This is a genomic window from Pseudomonas sp. LH21, assembly GCF_036549575.1.
Lineage (GTDB): Bacteria > Pseudomonadota > Gammaproteobacteria > Pseudomonadales > Pseudomonadaceae > Aquipseudomonas > Aquipseudomonas peradeniyensis.
This window is the reverse complement of sequence record NZ_CP144367.1, coordinates 2,468,701-2,488,132: the sequence shown is the minus strand read 5'-3', so window position 1 is coordinate 2,488,132 and position 19,432 is coordinate 2,468,701. Positions and strand designations below refer to the sequence as shown.

16 protein-coding genes are annotated in these 19,432 nt (G+C 66.9%); 4 read left to right on the top strand and 12 right to left on the bottom strand.

From position 1 onward, the window contains the following. The first annotated feature begins 71 nt into the window (after positions 1-71). The gene (gene ppnN / locus VUG52_RS11485) at positions 72-1,445 is read left to right on the top strand and encodes a nucleotide 5'-monophosphate nucleosidase PpnN (RefSeq protein ID WP_050705798.1); all 1,374 of its coding nucleotides are present in this window, start codon (positions 72-74) and stop codon (positions 1,443-1,445) included. Between the two features lie 349 nt (positions 1,446-1,794). Beyond that, a complete protein-coding gene (locus VUG52_RS11480) occupies positions 1,795-2,445 on the top strand; it encodes a TIGR04211 family SH3 domain-containing protein (RefSeq protein WP_050705799.1) in 651 nt (216 codons plus the stop codon). Positions 2,446-2,495: 50 nt separating this feature from the next. Here the strand turns inward: VUG52_RS11480 and VUG52_RS11475 are convergent, their stop codons facing one another. The 8 genes from VUG52_RS11475 to VUG52_RS11440 all read right to left on the bottom strand — a co-directional run bounded on the left by VUG52_RS11475 (position 2,496) and on the right by VUG52_RS11440 (position 11,710). Continuing rightward, the gene (locus VUG52_RS11475) at positions 2,496-3,809 is read right to left on the bottom strand and encodes a cytochrome c (RefSeq protein ID WP_050705800.1); all 1,314 of its coding nucleotides are present in this window, start codon (positions 3,807-3,809) and stop codon (positions 2,496-2,498) included. Between the two features lie 11 nt (positions 3,810-3,820). Next, complete coding sequence (locus VUG52_RS11470) at positions 3,821-5,608, bottom strand: GMC family oxidoreductase (protein WP_331832982.1); 1,788 nt, start codon at positions 5,606-5,608, stop codon at positions 3,821-3,823. Between the two features lie 3 nt (positions 5,609-5,611). Further along, a complete protein-coding gene (locus VUG52_RS11465) occupies positions 5,612-6,358 on the bottom strand; it encodes a gluconate 2-dehydrogenase subunit 3 family protein (protein ID WP_050705802.1) in 747 nt (248 codons plus the stop codon). A 202-nt stretch (positions 6,359-6,560) separates the two neighbouring features. Continuing rightward, entirely contained in the window at positions 6,561-7,547 is a 987-nt protein-coding gene (locus VUG52_RS11460) for a 2-hydroxyacid dehydrogenase (protein WP_050705803.1), read from the bottom strand. Positions 7,548-7,557: 10 nt separating this feature from the next. Continuing rightward, positions 7,558-8,835, bottom strand: coding sequence for an MFS transporter (locus VUG52_RS11455; protein WP_050705804.1), 1,278 nt, complete (start codon positions 8,833-8,835; stop codon positions 7,558-7,560). Between the two features lie 57 nt (positions 8,836-8,892). Further along, the gene (locus VUG52_RS11450; RefSeq protein WP_050705805.1) at positions 8,893-9,852 is read right to left on the bottom strand and encodes a sugar kinase; all 960 of its coding nucleotides are present in this window, start codon (positions 9,850-9,852) and stop codon (positions 8,893-8,895) included. Then, positions 9,845-10,615, bottom strand: coding sequence for a sugar phosphate isomerase/epimerase family protein (locus VUG52_RS11445; protein ID WP_050705806.1), 771 nt, complete (start codon positions 10,613-10,615; stop codon positions 9,845-9,847). Before VUG52_RS11445 ends, VUG52_RS11450 begins: the two co-directional genes overlap by 8 nt. Before the next feature lie 72 nt (positions 10,616-10,687). Next, entirely contained in the window at positions 10,688-11,710 is a 1,023-nt protein-coding gene (locus VUG52_RS11440) for a LacI family DNA-binding transcriptional regulator (RefSeq protein WP_050705807.1), read from the bottom strand. A gap of 201 nt (positions 11,711-11,911) precedes the next feature. Here VUG52_RS11440 and VUG52_RS11435 point away from each other — a divergent pair, with 201 nt between their 5' ends. Next, positions 11,912-12,085 carry a hypothetical protein gene (locus VUG52_RS11435; RefSeq protein WP_220690015.1) on the top strand — a complete coding sequence of 58 codons (174 nt, stop codon included), beginning with the start codon at positions 11,912-11,914 and terminating at the stop codon, positions 12,083-12,085. An 849-nt stretch (positions 12,086-12,934) separates the two neighbouring features. Here VUG52_RS11435 and VUG52_RS11430 read toward each other — a convergent pair. Then, a complete protein-coding gene (locus VUG52_RS11430; protein WP_050705637.1) occupies positions 12,935-14,074 on the bottom strand; it encodes a glycerate kinase in 1,140 nt (379 codons plus the stop codon). Positions 14,075-14,175: 101 nt separating this feature from the next. Next, positions 14,176-15,279, bottom strand: coding sequence for a sugar diacid recognition domain-containing protein (locus tag VUG52_RS11425; RefSeq protein ID WP_050705636.1), 1,104 nt, complete (start codon positions 15,277-15,279; stop codon positions 14,176-14,178). Positions 15,280-15,453: 174 nt separating this feature from the next. Between VUG52_RS11425 and VUG52_RS11420 the strand changes: the two genes are divergently transcribed. Continuing rightward, entirely contained in the window at positions 15,454-16,782 is a 1,329-nt protein-coding gene (locus VUG52_RS11420) for an MFS transporter (RefSeq protein WP_050705635.1), read from the top strand. A 102-nt stretch (positions 16,783-16,884) separates the two neighbouring features. Here the strand turns inward: VUG52_RS11420 and VUG52_RS11415 are convergent, their stop codons facing one another. Then, complete coding sequence (locus VUG52_RS11415) at positions 16,885-17,994, bottom strand: DmpA family aminopeptidase (protein WP_220690013.1); 1,110 nt, start codon at positions 17,992-17,994, stop codon at positions 16,885-16,887. A gap of 17 nt (positions 17,995-18,011) precedes the next feature. Beyond that, on the bottom strand, positions 18,012-19,376 hold the full coding sequence (locus VUG52_RS11410; protein WP_050706031.1) for an APC family permease: 1,365 nt from the start codon (positions 19,374-19,376) through the stop codon (positions 18,012-18,014). Between the last annotated feature and the right edge of the window lie 56 nt (positions 19,377-19,432).

The window sequence follows — 19,432 nt, the reverse complement described above, 5'->3', positions numbered from 1 at the left end:
CTCGTTGCCACGCACATTTGCTTGTATGGTGTTGTCCAAGAAGGATGTTTTACCCGCACAGGAAAGACCAGATGCCCCAACGCAATGTCATCAACGCCTCCGTCAGCCCCAAGGGCAGCCTGGAGACGCTGTCGCAACGTGAAGTCCAGCAACTGAGCGAAGTCGGTACCGGCAGCCTCTACACCCTGTTCCGCCAGTGCGCCCTGGCCATCCTCAACACCGGCGCCCATGTCGACAACGCCAAGACCATTCTCGAGGCCTACAAGGACTTCGAGGTACGCATCCACCAGCAGGACCGCGGCGTGCGCCTTGAGCTGCTCAACGCCCCGGCCGACGCCTTCGTCGACGGCGAGATGATCGCCAGCACCCGCGAAATGCTGTTCAGCGCCCTGCGCGACATCGTCTACACCGAGAGCGAGCTGGCCAGCCAGCGCATCGACCTCGAGAGCTCCCAAGGCCTCACCGACTACGTCTTCCACCTGCTGCGCAACGCCCGCACCCTGCGCCCGGGCGTCGAGCCGAAGATGGTGGTGTGCTGGGGCGGCCACTCGATCAGCAGCGAGGAATACCAGTACACCAAGAAGGTCGGCCACGAACTGGGCCTGCGCAAGCTGGATGTCTGCACCGGCTGCGGCCCGGGCGTGATGAAGGGCCCGATGAAGGGCGCCACCATCGCCCATGCCAAGCAGCGCATGCACGGCAGCCGCTACCTGGGCCTGACCGAGCCGGGCATCATCGCCGCCGAGGCGCCCAACCCGATCGTCAACGAACTGGTGATCCTGCCGGACATCGAGAAGCGCCTGGAGGCCTTCGTCCGCGTCGGCCACGGCATCATCATCTTCCCCGGCGGCGCCGGCACCGCCGAGGAGTTCCTGTACCTGCTCGGCATTCTCATGCACCCGGACAACCAGGACCTGCCGTTCCCGGTCGTGCTCACCGGGCCGCGTAGCGCCGAAGCTTTCCTGCAGCAGTTGCACGCCTTCGTCGGCGCCACCCTCGGCGAGGCCGCCCAGCGTCACTACCAGATCATCATTGACGATCCGGCCGAAGTGGCCCGGCAGATGGTCGAGGGGCTCAAGGCGGTCAAGCAGTTCCGCCGCGAGCGCAACGACGCCTTCCACTTCAACTGGCTGTTGAAGATCGACGAGGGCTTCCAGCACCCGTTCGACCCGACCCACGAGAACATGGCCAACCTGGCCCTGCGCCGCGAACTGCCGCCCCATGAACTGGCGGCCAACCTGCGCCGGGCGTTTTCCGGGATCGTCGCCGGCAACGTCAAGGACAAGGGCATCCGCCTGATCGAGGAGCACGGGCCGTACCAGATCCGTGGCGACGCGGCGATCCTCGACCCGCTCGGACGCCTGCTGCAGGCGTTCGTCGACCAGCACCGCATGAAGCTGCCCGGCGGGGCGGCGTATGTGCCGTGCTATGAGGTGGTGGCCTGAGGTAGCCGCTCCAATGGAGCAAAAAGTCATGCTGTGATTGAGCGGGGCAGTGTGGGAGCGGGCTTGCCCCGCGATCACCGGCAAAGCCGGTGCCATCTATCGCATCGCGGGGCAAGCCCGCTCCCACGCTGATAAAGGTTGCAACGCTGTTCGCTGCGCGGCAGCTTAGCCCGATGGGCTGGGCGATGTCCTGATGGGGATAAGGCCAGCAACATCCTGCAGACATTTCCTGCGCCAGGCAGTGAACCTGCCTACAAAAAAACGGTCTTTCGCTGACGGTCAATCCACCCGACCGGATCGCCGGCCCAGTCATCGGGCCTTCATTCGTCCTGTTTCAGCGAAGACCAGCATGCCAGACATCCAGCCCGCTTCCCCTGCCCTCACCGCCCTGCGCGGCGGCCTGATCGCCGCCCTGATCGCCCTCGCCGCTCCGGCTCACGCCGAAGAACCGGCCAGCGATGCGCGCTGGGTCAGCGACAGCCTGAGCACCTACGTGCGCAGCGGCCCCACCGATGGCCACCGCATCGTTGGCACGCTCAAGTCCGGACAGAAGGTCAGCCTGGTGACCAGCCAGGGCAACTACAGCCAGGTGCGCGGGCAGAACGGCGACCTGGTGTGGATACTCAGCAACGACCTTCAGGCCGTGCCCGGCCAGAACGAACGCCTGCCGCAGCTCGACGCCCAGGTGGCCGAGTTGTCCGGCCAGTTGAAGAGCATCGACGACAGCTGGAAGAACCGCGTGCAGGGCATGCAGGAGACCCTCGACTCGCGCAAGGCGCTGATCGACGAGCTGGAAAGCCGCAACAAGGCGCTCAACGAGCAACTGGCGCAGAGCCAGTCGACCCTGCGCGACACCCAGGCGCGCCTGGGTGACGAGAACAAGCAGGTGATGATGCGCTACATGGTCTACGGCGGCAGCATCGCCGGGGCCGGGCTGCTGGCGGGGTTGATCCTGCCGGCGCTGACCCGCGGCCGTAAACGCAACGACCGCTGGTTCTGAGTGAGGGGCCAGGGGCAAGGTCGTGCAGACCCGTTGCCCCCGGCCACTGCTCAGGGCTCCTGGATACCCGTGGTATCGCCGATCAACGACTCGGCCTTCAGTGCCGGCGGCGCCTGCTTGCGCAGTTGCGCCACCTGCCCCGCCTCCACCGCCGGTGCCTGGTTGCCCCAGCTGCCGCGGATGAAGTTGACCACATCGGCCACCTGCTGGTCCGACAGCCGCCAGCCGAAGCCCGGCATGCTGAAGGTCGAGGGCGCCGTCGCCGTGGCCGGCAGAGTCGCGCCCTCCAGCACGATATGGATCAACGAGGTGCCATCCTCGCCCTGCACCACCGGGTTGCCGGCAAGCGCCGGGAACACCCGGGCGTAGCCCTTGCCGTCGGTGCGGTGGCAGGCACCGCAGTTGTCGACGTAGAGCGCCGCGCCGGTCTTGCCGTCATTGCCCTGCCACAGTGCCTGGGCGACGGCAGGATCCTCGTGGAACGGCTTGTCGTCAGGGTTCACCGGCGGCAGGGTCTTGAGGTAACGGGCGATGGCCGTCAGGTCGGCGTCGCTCATGTACTGCATGCTGTGCTCGACCACATCGCTCATGCCGCCGAACACCGCGGTGCGCTCGTTGCGCCCGGTCTTGAGGAAGGCAACGATCTGCGCCTCGTCCCAGCTGCCCAGGCCATCCTTGTGGTCACCGCGCAGGCTCTTGGCGATCCAGCCCTCCAGGGGCGCGCTGCCGGACAGGAACGCCGCACCGTCGCCGGCATCCAGGGCTTTTTCCTGCATGGTCAGCGCCCGCGGCGTGTGACACGCGCCACAGTGCCCCAGCCCTTCGACCAGGTAGGCGCCGCGCGCCACCACCGGATCGCGCCCGGCGGCTTCGAACGGCTTGACCGGCGGCGCGAACAACCCACGCCAGAACGCCAGCGGCCAGCGCATGCTCAGCGGCCAGGGGATGTCGCTGCCCTTGTTCTGCTGCTCCACCGGCTGTACGCCGTGCATGAAGTAGGCGTAGAGCGCCTGCATGCCCTGGTCGCTGACCCGGGCGTAGGACGGGTACGGCATGGCTGGGTACAGCGTGCTGCCATCCTTGCCGATGCCCTGGCGCACGGCACGCTCGAAGTCCTCGTAGCTGTACTGGCCAATACCGCTTGCATGAGGGGTGATGTTGGTCGAGTACAGGGTACCGATGGGCGTTTCCATGGGCAGCCCGCCGGCGAACGGCTTGCCGCCCTTGGCGGTGTGGCAAGCCACGCAGTCGCCGGCGCGGGCCAGGTATTCGCCTTGCCTGACCTGCGCCGGGTCCACCGCGTCGGCGGCCTGCAGCAAGGTACTGGCGCCCAGGCCCAGCATGGCGATGAGCAATGTCTTCATGTTGGCCTTCCTCATGCCTGCACCAATGGACCGGGGTTCTTCAGGTAGCGCTCGCGGATCGCCCGCGCCGACCAGTAGGTCAGCGCCGCCACCAGGCCGGTGGGGTTGTAGCCCAGGCCCTGGGGGAAAGCCGAGGCGCCGGGCACGAACACGTTGTGCACGTCCCAGCACTGCAGGTAGCGATTGAGTGCGCTGGTTTTCGGGTCGGTGCCCATGATCGCGCCGCCGTTGAGGTGGGTGGTCTGGTAGGTGGAGGCATCGAAGTGCTGGCCGAAGGCTTTCTTGCCCGCGCTGATCGCCTTGGGTCCCATGGCCTCGGCGATCTTGCCCATGCGCTCGACCATGAAGCGGTTCATCTTCACGTCGTTGTCCTTCCAGTCGAAGGTCATGCGCAGCAGGGGCAAGCCGTAGGCATCCTTGTACACCGGGTCCAGATCGAGGTAGTTGTCGCGGTAGGACTGATGCGCGCCATGGGCGTCCATCGACAGCATGTGCCGGTAGCTGTCGGCCACCGCGGCCTTCCAGCCGCTGCCCCATTTCGGCGTGCCCGGCGGCACCTTGGTGCCGGAGATCGGCTTGGCGCCCGCCTGGTTGACCCAGAACGGCGAACCGCCAACGAAGCCGTGCGGGCCATGGTCGAAGTTGTCGGCGTTGAAGTCGTCCACCGCCACGCCGTTGCCGCCGGCGCCGATGAAGGGGTTGGTGTGGTGGCTGTCGCGGTCGAAGAACGCGGTCACGGTGGAGATGTTCTGGTAGGCGAAGTTGCGCCCGACCACCCCTTCGTTGCTCACCGGGTCGTAGGGCTTGCCGATGCCCGAGAGCAGCATCAGGCGCACGTTGTTGTACTGGAACGCGCCGAGGATCACCAGGTCGGCGGGTTGCTCCACCTCGCGCCCCTGGCTGTCGACGTAGGTCACGCCGGTGGCCAGGCGCTTGTCGCTGGTCAGGTTGACCCGCAGCACATGGGCGTTGTTGCGCAGCTCGAAGTTCGGCACCTGGCGCAGGGCCGGGAGGATGTTCACGTTGGGCGAGGCCTTGGAGTACATGTAGCAGGCATAGCCGCTGCAGTAGCCGCAGAAGTTGCACGGCCCCATCTGCGCGCCGTAGGGGTTGGTGTAGGGCCCGGAGGTGTTGGCCGACGGCAGGTTGTAGGGGTGGTAGCCAACCTCGCGGGCGGCCTTCTCGAACAACTGCGCCGACACGGTGTTCTTCTGCGCCGCCAGCGGGAAGTCGCTGGAGCGGTCGGCGGCGAACGGGTTGCCACCCTTGTCGCGGCCCACCACCTGGCCCTTGATCGACCAGGCCGTGCCGGAGGTGCCGAACACCTTCTCGGCAAAATCGAAGTACGGCTCCAGCTCTTCATAGCTGACGCCGAAGTCCTGGATGGTCATGCCTTCGGGAATGAAGCGCTTGCCGTAGCGCTCCTCATAGTGGCTGCGCAGGCGCAGTTCCACCGGGTCGACGCGAAAATGCACTCCGGACCAGTGCAGCCCGGCTCCGCCCGTGCCGGTGCCGGGCAGGAAGGCGCCGAACTGGCGGTACGGCACGGCCACGTCGTTGACGCTGTGGCGCAGGGTCACGGTCTCGCGGGAGATGTCCATGAACAGCTTCTTGCGCGAGTTGTAGGTCAGCTCGTCCATGGTCTGCGGATAGACGCCGTCCGGGTAGGTGTCGCGGGCCGGGCCGCGCTCCAGGGCCAGCACCTGCAGGCCGGCCTCGGTCAGCTCCTTGGCCATGATCGCCCCGGCCCAGCCGAACCCGACGATGACCACATCGACTTTCTTCATCACTTGGCTCATGGCTCAACCTCGCTCGCCGCTGATGGACACTGACGGGAAGGGATAGCGCTCGTCGCGCTCCACCCAGTCCATGAAATCGGCGCGGGCGCCGGGGAATCCGACCAGCTTCCAGCCCGCCAGGCCCTGGTTGCCGCCGTGCAGGGGGTCGCTGAAAAAGCCCTCGCGGGTGTTGAGCCAGAGCATGCCGAGGAAGGTGGCCGCCGGCACCGAGGCAAAGGCCGGCTTGCCGCCGTCCAGGGCCTCGAGCACCTGCTGCTGCTGTTCAAGGCCGAGCTGGGCGAACACCTTGCCGAACTGCGCCTGGCACCAGGCGTCGGTTTCGGCGATGCCCAGCCGGTAGATCTCCTGGGGACTGAGCTTGAGCTGGTAGCCCAGCTCGCTGGGTGCGTCGGGGCGGAATGGCCCCTGCATGTACCACAGCCCGCCGCTGCCGTAGCGGGTGTTGAGCTGACGGTCGATGAACTCGGGCACGCCGGCATCGGCCGCACCGGGGCCGAGGGCGTCGGTGGGGATGAGCACGGCCACGGCGGCGCTGACGAAAGCCCACTCCTCCTGGGTAAAGAAGCTTGGCTGGTAGGCCCGTGCCGGGGCCGGTCGGGCCGGTTCGGCGGGTGCCGGGGTGGCGCTGTCGGCGAGCACTGCGCCGCCCAGTCCCGTGCCGGCGAGGGTCGCCACCGGGATCAAGGTCAGGGATTGGCGCAGGAACGCCCGTCGCGCCGGTTGCACGGAGGCGGGTTGGTCCTTGGACATGAGGATGTCTCTCTGTTGATCAGGTCATACGGAAATCGTCGCCCTTTTCACCGATGGAGATCCCGGGGCCGCAGGCCGAGACAGCGCTGTCTCGACGAAGCGGCCTTGTTTTGCCAGAGGGTCGCGGCGCGACCCCGGGATATCGAATCGGGCAAGGGCTGTTGTTATGGCAAGCACGGAGCGAGCGCAGTGCTCGCCCCGCTCATGGGTTTCGCCGCGACCAGGCAAGCGGGTTGACCAGGTTCTGCGGCCGCTCGCCGGCCAGGGCGGCCAACAGGTTGTCCACCGCGCAGCGGGCCATGGCCTCGCGGGTCTCCTCGGTGGCCGAGCCGATGTGCGGCGTCACCACCAGGTTGTCCAGTTGCAGCAACGGTGAATCGGCCGGCAACGGCTCGCGCACGAACACGTCCAGGCCGGCGCCGCGAATGCGCCGCTCGGCCAGGACCTGGAACAACGCAGCTTCGTCCAGCACCCGGCCACGGGAAATGTTCACCAGGATTGCCGACGGCTTCATCAGCGCCAGCTGCGGCGCGCCGATCAGGTTCTCGGTCGCGGCGGTCAGCGGCAGGCACAGGCAGACGAAATCGGACTCGGCCAGCAAGGCCTCCAGGCTGCGATGCGCGGCGGCAAACCGCGCCTCCACCTCGGGCCGCGGCTGGCGGGTGTGGTACAGCACGCGCATGCCGAAGCCTGCATGGGCGCGGCGGGCCAGGGCTTCGCCAATACGGCCCATGCCGACGATGCCCAGGGTCTTGCCCTGCACGTCGCAACCGAACTGCGCCGGCCCGATGCCCGCCTGCCAGTGGCCGGCACGGATCCAGCCGTCGAGCTCGACGACGCGCCGGGCACAGGCAAGGATCAGGGCGAAGCCGGTGTCGGCGGTGGTTTCGGTGAGCACGTCGGGGGTGTTGGTCAGCAGCACGCCGCGATGGTCGAAGGCGTCGATATCGTAGTTGTCGACGCCGACCGAGACGCTGGAGACCACTTCCAGCTGCGGCGCCAGGTCGAGCAAGGGGGCGTCCAGGCGCAGGCTGGCGCCGAGCAGCCCGTGGGCGCCCGGCAGCGCCGCACGCAGCCGAGCGAGGCCGTCGGCACTGGGCGATTCGACCAGGGTCACCTCGGCATGCGCCTGCAGGCGGCCCATGAGCGTGTCGGAGAGGCGTTTGTAGAGGACGATGCGTTTCTTCATTGCACGTTACCTATTGGCTGGGCGCCAGGCTTTGCCGGCGTGTCTGTTGCAAGGGGTTGAGAACTGCGGTCAGGGCCACGGCCAGCAGCAGCGCCACGCACATGAACAGGTAGGAGGCACCGGGACCGCCGGTGGCGCCATTGAGGTAGCCCACCAGCCACGAGCCGGAAAACGAGCCCAGCGCGCCCATGCTGTTGATCAGCGCCATGGCGCCCCCGGCGACGTTGGCTGGCAGCAGCTCGGGGACGATGGCGAAGAACGGCCCGTAGGGCGCGTACATGCAGGCCCCGGCGATCACCAGCAAGGCGTAGGACCACCAGAAATGCTCGGTGCCCAGGCTGTACGAGCCATAGAACGCCAGGGCGGCGATCAGCAGCGGCGGCCAGACGAAACGCTTGCGCTTCTGCAGGCGATCCGAGGCCCAGGACACCCCGAGCATGGCCACCACCGCCCCCAGGTACGGCACCGCCGACAGCCAGCCGGCGGTAACGATGTCCAGCGCCGCCGCCTGCTTGAGGATCGACGGCAGCCAGAGCACGAAGCCGTACACGCCGATGCTCCAGCAGAAGTACTGCAGCGACAGGATCAGCACGGTGGGCGAGCGGAACGCCTCGCGGTAGTTCTTCACCGGCTTGATGCCCTGCTGCTCGGCGTCCAGCGCCTGGCGCAGCGCCGCCTTCTCGCGGGCGTCCAGCCACTTGGCCTGCTCCGGACGGTCATCCACCAGGCGCCACCAGATGAACGCCCAGAGAATCGCCGGCGCGCCTTCGATGATGAACATCCAGCGCCAGTCGAACTGCTGCACCAGGTAACCCGAAACCACCGACATCCACAGGATGGTCACCGGGTTGCCGAGGATCAGGAAGGTGTTGGCCCGTGAGCGCTCGGCGCGGGTGAACCAGTGGCAGAGGTAGATGAGCATGGCCGGCATCACCGCCGCCTCCACCACGCCCAGCAGGAAGCGGATGACGATCAGCAGGTAGACGTCGTGGACCACGCCGGTCAGCGTCGCCAGGCCGCCCCAGAGGATCAGACTGGCGAAGATAAGCTTCTTCACGCTGCGTTTTTGCGCGTAGAGGGCGCCCGGCACCTGGAAGAAGAAGTAGCCGAGGAAGAACAGCGCGCCGAGCAGCGACGACAGCGCCGGGGTGATCTTCAGGTCGTCGGCCATGCCCGAGGCCGCGGCGAAGCCATAGTTGGCCCGGTCGAGGTAGGCCAGGCTGTAGGTGATGAAGACGATGGGCATGATGTACCACCAGCGTCTGGGAGCGAGTCGATCAAGCTGCATGGGGATTCTCCTGGTCTTGTTGTTCTTGTCACATCAGGTGCCGGACGGTCCGGCGATTCAGCGTGGTTGGATCGAAGCGTTTTCGTGCAGGTCCAGTTCGTGGCGTTGCGGCAAGCCTTCCATGTCGCCCCGGCTCTGTACCGCGCGACTGCCGCACCAGTTGCCCCGGGCCACGGCCCGGCGCAGCGGCAAACCCTCGAGCAAGGCGCTGATCACGCCGACGGCGAAGGCATCGCCCGCGCCCACGGTGTCGACTACCCGGGCCACCGGAAAACCCGGGACTACCCCGTGTTCACCCTTGGCATCGCGCCAGTAGGCGCCTTCGGCGCCAAGCTTGATGGCCACGTATTGCACACCCTGCTCCAGGTAGAACTCGGCGATGGCCTGCGGCGACTGGCGACCGCTGAGCAGGCGCCCCTCCTCAAGCCCCGGCAGCACCCAGTCGGCCTTGAACGCCAGGGCATTGATCTCACGCACCATGGTCGGACGGTCCGGCCATAGCGAAGGCCGCAGGTTGGGGTCGAAGGAAATGCTGCGGCCATTGGCGCGCATGTCGTCCAGCAACTGGTGGCAGAGCGCGCGGCAGCTGGCCGACAAGGCCGGCGGAATGCCGGTGGCATGCAGGTGCCGGGCTTGCAGCAACGCGGGCTGCATCTGGGCAGGCGACAACCGGCTGGCCGCCGAGCCACGGCGGAAATACTCGACTTGCGGATCGCGGCCATCATCGCAGCGTTCCTTGAGCTGGAACCCGGTGGGGTGCTCGTCATCGATCTCGACGCTCGAACAGTCCAGCCCTTCCTGGCGCAGGGTGTCGAGCACGAAGGCACCGAGCGAGTCGTTACCGACCCGGCTCAGCCAGCGCACCCCCAGGCCCAGGCGCGCCAGGCCGATCGCCACGTTGCTGTCGGCACCGGCAATGCGCTTGCCGAAACCCTCGACCCGGGCCAGCTCGCCCGGCTGCGCGGCCACGAACATGGCCATGGTTTCACCGAAACACAGGACGTCGCGCTCAGCCATGGCACACCTGCCCTTCCAGCTGCGCCAGTTGCGCGACCTGCCGCGCGGTCAGCGCCAGCAGGTCGTCCCCGGCCAAGGGGTACTCGATGGCTCGCGGCAGGTCCGGGGCAAAATGCGTCATCAGTTCGCGCCACTCGGCCAGGTCAAGCGCCTGGGGCACGACCGCGACCAGACGTCCGTCGGCACGCCGCGCCACGGCCTTGCAGTGCACGTAGCGCACCCAGCGGCCCAGCAGTCGTGCCGCCAGCAGCGGCGACTCGTCATGCCAGTACCAGTTACCGATATCGAAGGTCATGCCCGGTGCCACGCCCTTTTCCTGCGCCTCGCGGAAGAATCGTTCCAGGACCTGCAGCCGTCCGCCGTGAGGCGTCTGGTCGTTTTCCACATACAGCGCTGCCTTGTGCCCCAACAACGGCGCCAGGGCTTGCAAGTCACAGCCTGGCTGGTAATGCCCCAGCGACACCTTCAGCGCCACCGCGCCGATTTCGCTTGCCAGTTGCAGGCGCTGGGCAATGGCCGGCTCCAGGCTGCCGTCCTCGCGCCACAGCTCCAGTGGCGTGGAGTAAAGGCTCTGCAGGCCATGCTCGGCGGCCAGGTTGGCCAGCGTGGCGGCAGCGGGCGTGGCGTCGAACAGTTCCTCACGCCATTCCACCCGCCGCGCACCGGCGGCGGCCAGCAACGGCAGGTAGCTGGCCTGACCCAGGCGCCGCACGGCATCGGCACCGAAACTCGACAAGCTGATGGAGACAATGGGCGTTTGCATGTGTGTGGTCCTTGTTCTTGTAGATGAAACCGGTTTCATTTTTCGCCAGCAGCAACGGCGTCAAGGACGCCGTCATGCTTGTGATCGGGTGGAGCCTCGCGGAATCAGCTCGGCTTGCAAATCCAGGCGCCGCGCCGGCGAACCGCTGCCTTGCAGGCGTTCCAGCAGGCACTGGAACGCTGCGGCACCGATCCGCCCGGTGGGCTGGGCCAGGGCGGTGATGCCGCTGCCCACCAGCGGGTACCAGTCCAGCTCGTCGAGCGCAAGCAGGCCCACGTCCTGGAACAACACCCCGCCGCGGCTGTGCAGCGCACGCACCACCTCCAGGGTGGCAACGCCGTTGCAGGTGAACAAGGCCTGCGGGCCGTGCCCTGCCCCGGCGATGAAACTGTCCAACTGCTCCGAAAGGTCCGCCCCCACCCCCAGCACCTGCCCACGCAGGCCACGGCGTCGGGCGATGGAGGCCTGGAAAGCGTCAACCCGCTCCTGGCGGGAGCTGGTGCCGTCGAGCGGCTCGGTCACGGCGAGGATGTCGCGATAACCGCAACGCTGCAGGTGATCGAGGGCCTGTTCGACAGCATCGGTGTTGTCCAGCCCCACCAGGTCGACGGCCAGGCCGGCCAGTTGCCGGTCGACCAGCACCATCGGCAGGTCGCGGGCCAACTTGGCCAGCTCGTCGGCGCGGTGGCCGAGGGTGTTCACGATCAGGCCGTCGACGTTGTACGACTGCAGGGCTTGCAGATGGCTGCGTTCCTGGTCGTCGTCGTAGTCGGTGTTGCACACCACCAGGCTGTAGCCGTGCTGGCGGCAGGCAGTCTCGACGCCGTGCATCACCGCCACCGAGTAAGGGTTGCGGATATCCGCCAGGAGCATGCCGATCAACCCGGTACGACCGCGCTTGAGGGCGCTGGCCATGCGGTTGGGGCGGTAGCCGAGGCGTTCGACGACGGCCTCGATGCGTTGCGCGGTGGCTTCGGCGAGCAGCTGCCGGTCTTCGCCCATGTAGCGCGAGACCGTGGCCTTGGAAACGCCGGCGGCCTTGGCGACCTCGCTGATGGTGACCCGACCACGGACGGATGTTGGCTCTTTGTTCACCCTGTTTCCTTCTTGTTTGCGCTTTTGCAGGGTTGATGAAAACGGTTTCAATGAAATCAGGGATGGGGGGTGGCGTCAAGTGACGGGCTTTCTGCCAAAGCGGGTGGATTCAGTGCCAAACGCTTGCCCTGGCGCTGTACATGGGGGGCTGCGGGGTTATGGTGTTTTACGGAGTTCGTTCGCCCTGCCTTGGAGATGGCCATGACCACACTGTTTAGGATCAGTCTGATTTTGCTGCTTGCCGGGATGGGGATGGGGGATATCCTGGTGGCCAGTGTGGGGTTGATTGGGTTGTGTGGGGGGGCTGTGGTGCTCAGTGTTCGGCAGGATGATGGGGAGGTACGGGGGGGTGGGGAGTCGGAGTTTATTGCCTGAAGGCTCTTGGGTGATTTTTTTGATTTTTGTGTGCGCATTCGTAGAAGATATCGACATTTAGTCACCTTTCCGCCCTTACGGCGGGTTACTTTGGTCTTGGCCAAAGTAACCAAAGCCGCCCCGCTCCGTTCATCCGGCCCCTGCGCTTCGCTCCGGGGTTCCCTCGCTCCGTTCTTGCTCCCGGGAGGACCGCGCTGAACGCCCCATCCTGGGGCGCAGCGCTTGACGGCCATCCATGGCCGTCACCTCCCTCCGCAAGAACTCCGCTCGGCCTCCTGAAGTCGCAATTGGCGGCGCCTGGACTATCGCGCGCTTAGAAGCAAGAGCAAGAGCAAGAGATGCGAAGTTAGTTGTTTGACCGTTAATTATATATTTGCTGTTCCGGCCCTTTCGCGGGGCAAGCCCGCTCCTACAGGGTTATATAACGTCGACTATTGCGTGGGAGCGGGCTTGCCCCGCGAAACGATCGAGAGATTAATTAATCTCCAACTAGCGACAGCTGCGCCAGCCCAGGCGCCGCTCGTAACTTCGCGACTTCAGGAGGCCGAACGCAGGACTTGCGGAGGGAGGTGACGGGCATGGATGCCCGTCAAGCGCTGGGGCCCAGGATGGGCCCTGCAGCGCGGTCCTCCCGGGAGCAAGGCCGGAGTGAGGGAACCCGGAGCGAAGCGTAGGGCCGGATGAATGGAGCGCAACGGCTTTGGTTACTTTGGCCAAGACCAAAGTAACCCGCCGTAAGGGCGGAAAGGTGAATAAGCGTCGACATCACAAATGAATGCGCATACAACTTACAAAACCATCCAACAACAACAACAACAACAACAACAACAATCGCCAGGCATGGCCCCATCAGCGCTCCCGCGCCACCTGCCACAACCTCGCCAAATCCCCGGCCCGCGCCTTCAGCAACCCACCCGCCTCGGCACAAGCCCGCTCCAGGCTCATCGGCCCACTGGCCAAGGCAAAGGCCGCATCGATACCCTGCGCATACAACTGCTCATATCCAGCCCCCAGGGTCCCCGCCAACACCACCACCGGCACGCCATGACGCTTGGCCACCCGCGCCACCCCAAGCGGCGTCTTGCCACGCAGGGTCTGGGCATCGAAACGCCCTTCACCGGTAATCACCAGGTCCGCCCCCTGCACCAGCCCATCGAGCCCGGCCAGCTCGGCAACCACCTCGACGCCCGGGCGGAACTGCGCGCCCATGAACGCCTTGGCGGCAAACCCCATGCCCCCGGCCGCGCCGCTACCCGGCTCGTCACGCACATCCCTGCCGAGTAAACCCGCGCAATGATCGGCAAAATGCGCCAGGGCCCGGTCAAGGGCCTGCACCTGCTCAGGGTTGGCGCCCTTCTGCGGGCCGAAAATTGCCGAGGCGCCGTTGTCACCGCACAGCGGGTTGTCGACATCGGCGGCAACCTCCACCTGGACCTGCGCCAGGCGTGGGTCCAGGTCGCCGGCGTCGATGCGCGCCAATTGCGCCAGGGCCAGTCCGCCCTCGGCCAACGGCTCGCCCTGGGCATCCAGCAAGCGCAGGCCCAACGCCCGCAACATGCCGCTGCCACCGTCGTTGGTGGCGCTGCCGCCGATGGCCAGGACGATGCGCGAGGCACCGGCCGCCAACGCCGCCGCCACCAGTTCGCCGGTGCCCCAGGTGCTGCTGCGACAAGCGTCGCGCTGGCCGTTGGGCACCAGCTGGATGCCACTGGCCTGGGCCATCTCGATCACCGCCGTGCGGCTCTCGGCCAGCCAGCCCCAACCCGCCTCGACCGGCTCACCCAACGGGCCGCGCACCACCTGGCGGCGCAGTTCGCCATGGCTGGCAGCGACGATCGCCTCCATGGTGCCTTCGCCGCCATCGGCCATCGGGCATTCGATGCACTCGGCCGCCGGCCACACCTCGGCCAGGCCGGCGGCGATGGCGCGGGCGACACCGGCAGCATCGAGGCTGTCCTTGAACGAATCGGGGGCGATGACAATCTTCATGGGGATTCTCCTGTCCTGTTGTCGCGCATGCTGACAGGTGTACGCCACGCCAGCCTCGGTCGGATGCACAAAACGCAGGGGCGTTGATTGGGCGGATGCCTCTACAGCCCCTTTGCCGGCAACAACTGCAACCCCAAATACAGGCTCAGCATCCCCTCCATCCGCAACGGATCCACCTCCCCCAGCTCGGCGATCCGCTCCAGCCGATAACGCAGGCTGTTGCGATGGATCCCCAGCGCCTCGGCACAGGCTTGGCTCTGACCATCATGGGCGCACCAGGCGCGCAGGGTGAGCAGCAGCTGGCCGCTGGCATCCCTGGCGCGGATGCGCTGCAACGGTTCGAGCAGCTCATCCAGCGCATCATCGTTGCGATGCCGCCAGAGCAGCGCCGGCAGGCGGTAGCGCGCCAGGCTCAGCAGACGCTCATCGGGCAGCACTTCCCGGCCATAGGCCAGCAGGTCGCGCACCCGCCGGTAACCACGGCGCAATTGCTCCAGGCTCTGCGCCGGGCTGCCCAGTGCCAGGCGCTCGACGTCCCAGCCATGGCGCAGCAGGCGCTCGAACAGGCGCGGCTCATCCAGCACCACGCCCGCAGGGCGGCACCACAACAGCGACTGGCGCGCGGGGCTGACGCACCAGCTGTCCGGATAGCGGCTCATCAGCCAGGCCGACAGGGCCTCGGCTGGCGGCCCGGCGCGCAGCTCGAACAGGCAGGGAATCCGTGGCAGGTTGGGCTTGAGCCCCAGTTGCTGGGCCTCGTCGACCAGGCGCGGTGACTCACCGCTGCCGCCCAGCAGCAGCGCCAGCAGGTCGTCACAGCGCTGGCGGCGCCATTGCTGTTCCACCTGCAGGTGACGCTGGGCCAGCAGCATCTCGGCGGTCATGCGCACCAGTTCCCCGTAGGTGCGCAGTTGCTGCGGATCACCGGTCAGCCCCAGTACGCCGATCAGCCGGCCATCGAGCATCAGCGGCAGGTTGACGCCAGGCTGCACGCCCTTCAGGCACTTGGCCGCCTCCCCGTCCAGCTCGACGATGCGGCCGTTGGCCAGCACCAGCTGCGCGCCTTCGTGGCGGGTATTGATACGATCGGGCTCGCCACTGCCGAGGATCAGGCCCTGGCTGTCCATCACGTTGACGTTGCACGGCAGGATGGCCATCGCCCGGTTGACGATGTCCTGGGCCAGGTCGTGGTCCAGCTCGAACATGTAAGGGTCCTTGGGTCTAAGCCTAGGCTTTGGGACTTTGGTCGGCGGCACAGCAGCCTTTACCTGAAGCTGTGCAAAAGCACAAAGACAGCCGCGCTACACTCCCCGAGACTGCTCAAGGCGAGCGCCGGCACAGGCGACGCGGTGACAACCATAACAACAGAGAACCCGATCATGGCACACAGCCCCGCCCCTGACCAAGGCATCGAGATCACCCGCAACGCGCTGTACCGGCGCATCACCCTGCGGCTGATTCCGTTCATTTTCATCTGCTACCTGTTCAATTACCTGGACCGCGTCAACGTCGGCTTCGCCAAGCTGCAGATGCTCGACGCGCTGAAATTCAGCGAAACCGTGTACGGCCTCGGCGCCGGTATCTTCTTCATCGGCTACGTGCTCTGCGGCCTGCCCAGCAACCTGGCGCTCAACCGCTTCGGCCCGCGGCGCTGGATCGCGCTGATGATGATCGCCTGGGGCAGCCTGTCCACCTGCCTGCTGTTCGTCACCACCCCCACCGAGTTCTATGCCCTGCGCCTGCTCACCGGCGCCGCCGAGGCAGGCTTCTTCCCCGGCGTGGTGCTGTACCTCTCGCGCTGGTTCCCGGCGGACCGCCGCGGCCGCATCATGGCCCTGTTCATGTCAGCGATCCCGGTGTCCGGCCTGCTCGGCGGACCGTTCTCCGGCTGGATCCTCGAGCACTTCGCCGCCGGCCAGCATGGCCTGGCCGGCTGGCAGTGGATGTTCCTGATCCAGGGGCTGCCCACCGTGGTGCTCGGCGCGCTGGCCATCGTGCTGCTCAGCGACGGCTACCAGACCGCCAAGTGGCTGAGCCCGGCCGAGCGCCAGCTGATCGAGGCGGACCTCAAGGCCGACGCCGCCAGCAAGCCGGCCACCCGCGGTGACAGCGTGCTGTCGGTGCTGACCAACCCGCTGATCTGGACCTTCGGTTTCGTCTACTTCTGCATCCAGAGCGGCGTCTACGCCATCAACTTCTGGCTGCCGTCGATCATCAAGAACATGGGCTTCGACAACCCGCTGCTGATCGGCTGGCTGAGCGCCATCCCGTACCTGCTGGCCGGGGTGTTCATGATCCTGGTCGGTCGCTCGGCGGACCTGCGCAACGAGCGCCGCTGGCACCTTGTGGTGCCGATGCTGATGGGTGCCGTGGGCCTGCTGATCGCGGTGAACTTCGCCGGCAACCCGCCCATCGCCATCCTCGGCCTGTCCATCGCCACCATGGGCGCGCTGACCGGCCTGCCGATGTTCTGGCCGATGCCGACCGCGCTGCTGACCGCCGGCACCGCCGTGGCGGGCCTGGCGATCATCAACTCGGTGGGGCAGATGGCCGGTTTCCTCAGCCCTTACCTGGTGGGGTTCATCAAGGACCAGACCGGTTCGACCGATGCAGCGCTGTATGCGCTGGCGGGGTTGATCGTGGTTGGCAGCCTGGTGGCGTTGCGGGTATCGCGGGGTGGTAGTGCCGTGTTGGCTGGAGCCCGCTAGACAGCAGACAACCTCATCGCGGGGCAAGCCCGCTCCCACGCCCGTAGCCAGCAGCCGGCACAGGATCTGTGGGAGCGGGCTTGCCCCGCGATGGTCATTACGCTAGTTGCGAGGCTTCCACCCCGCCTCGTGCAACGCCGTCAACAGCAAATCCCCCTCCAGAGCCGGCACCACCACCCCGCCCTTGCCCTGCATCGTCCTCCCCGCCAGCAAGGCATTGACGATCGCCTCCTCCACCGCTTCCGCCGCCGCCATGAACAGCGCCGAGATATGGTCGTTGTTGAGCATGCGCACCGCCGTGCACTGCGCCAGTCCCTTGCGCGCATAGTCCGCCGCGGGCAGATCCTGGTTGCCGGTGGAAAACGCCAGGAAGATATCCCCACTGGAGTCCTCGGTACCGCCGCCGGTACGGGCGATGCCGATCGACGCCCGCTGCGCCAGGCGCTGGCACTGGTGCGGCAGCAAGGGGGCGTCGGTGGCGATCACCACCACGATCGAGCCCATGCCCGGGGTGCCCGTCTCGGCCTCGGCGAAGGGCGACGGCAGATGCCCCAGCTGGCGCCCGACCGGATACCCATCAACCCGCAGCTCGCGCCGCTGGCCATGGTTGGCCTGCACCAGGACACCGACGGTCCAGCCCCCCTGCCCGTCCTCCAGGCGCCGCGAGGCGGTGCCGATGCCACCCTTGAACTCGTGGCAGATCATCCCCGTGCCGCCACCCACCGGGCCTTCCTGTACCGGGCCTGACTCCGCGGCCTGCTGCGCCTGGCGCACCTGCGCCGGCGTCACGTGCTGGCCCCAGATGTCATTGAGCAGGCCATCGTAGGTTTCCATCACCACCGGCATGCACCAGTACACCGCGTCGTCCGGCAGACGCTCGCGCTCGGCGGCGATCAGCGCGTCGCGCACCACGCCGACACTGTGGGTGTTGGTGATGGCGATCGGCGTGGTCAACAGCCCGGCCTCGCGGATCCACTCCAGCCCCGTGGCGTCGCCGTTGCCGTTGAGCACATGGCAACCGGCGAAGCACGGCTGCTGCCGGGCCGCGCCCGCACGCGGCTCGATCAGGGTCACCCCGGTGCGGATCGGCGCCGGGCGTTGTTCATCGATCAGGGTGCTGTGGCCGACCCGTACTCCCGGTACGTCGGTGATGGCATTGAACGGGCCCGGGGTGCCGTGGCCGAGGGTGATGCCCAGTTGACGCGCACGCATGTGTACTCCTTGGTTGCTCATAATTTCTGGAAGGTCGGGCTGAGCCGGCCGTGGGTGCTGTACAGCGTCACCGACACGGCCAGCAGCCCGAGAATGATCGACAGGTCGCGCAGCGACGCTTCGCGTAGCAAGGTCACCAGCAGCCAGCCGGCGCCGCTGACCGCCAGCAGGGCCGGCAATGGCCACAGCGGCATGCGGTACGGGTGCTCGCGGTCGCGTCGCAGTACCCGGCTGCACAGCGCGCAGGCCGCCACCACCAGGTAGATCAGCAGCAACAGCAGCACGGTGAACGAAGTCAGTTGTTCCAGGCTGCCGGACAGGCTCAGCAACGCCGACGGCACGGCCAGGAACAGGGTCGCCAGCCACGGCGACTCCCAGCGTGGATGAATCAGCGTGAAGGCACGGTTGAGGGTGGGCGTCCAGATCGCATCGCGGCCGCTGCTGTACACCACCCGGCCGACCTGGATGACGATGGCGACGATGGCGTTGAACACCGAGAGGAAGATCCCGGCACTCACCAGCCGCGCCAGGGTCTGGTTACCGTGGGCGGTGAGCAGGTAGCCGATCGGGTCGCCGCTGGCCAGCATCGCCCGCAGCGACGGCGCGCCGATCAGCAGCGCCGCCAGCGGAATCACCTCGATCGCCACCACGACCACCAACGACCACAGCACCGCCCGGTGCACGGTACGGCCACGGTCCTTCATGTCCTCGGCCAGCAGCACCGCGCCACCGTAGCCGTTGAAGGCGAACAGGGCCATGCCCACCGCCCCCAGCACCAGCGCCCAGGGCGCGACGACCAGGCTGCCCTGCTCGAGCATCTGCGGTTGCAGCAGGCTCGCCACCGGCTGGCTGGCGTTGCCGAAACCCAGGGTCACGATCACCAGCAGCGCGGCGACTTCGCAGAACAGGAACAACCCGGTGATCCAGGCGTTCAGGCGAATATTGAGAATGCCCAGCGCATAGCTCGACACCACGATCACCAGGGCTACCGCCTGAGTGTCGAACGTGGTGCCCAGGGCGTTGTTCAGGTAGGTGGCGGCACCGGCGGCGAGCACCGGCGGGATGAACAGCATCGAGGCCAGCACGGTGAGGAAGGTGGCGTAGCCGGCCAGCCCGCCGAACACCCGCTTGGCGTACACGTATTCGCCACCGGCGGAGCTGTGGGCACGCCCCAGCTCGGCGTAGCACCAGGCGAACATCAGCGCCAGGACTGCGGCCATGATGAACGAGAGAAAGGCGCCGCTGCCGGCCTGCTGGATGGCGAACGGGGCGATGACGAACACGGAACTGGCCGGGGTCACCGCCGACACGGTGATGGCGACCACGTCGAACACCCCCAGCCGTTGCTGGAGTGCGCCCGTGGGCGCTGCGCTGGAGCTCATGGCGTTTTTCCTCTGGTTGTTATTGGTTGTGAGGGGAAAACCGGTCACGCGGCCGC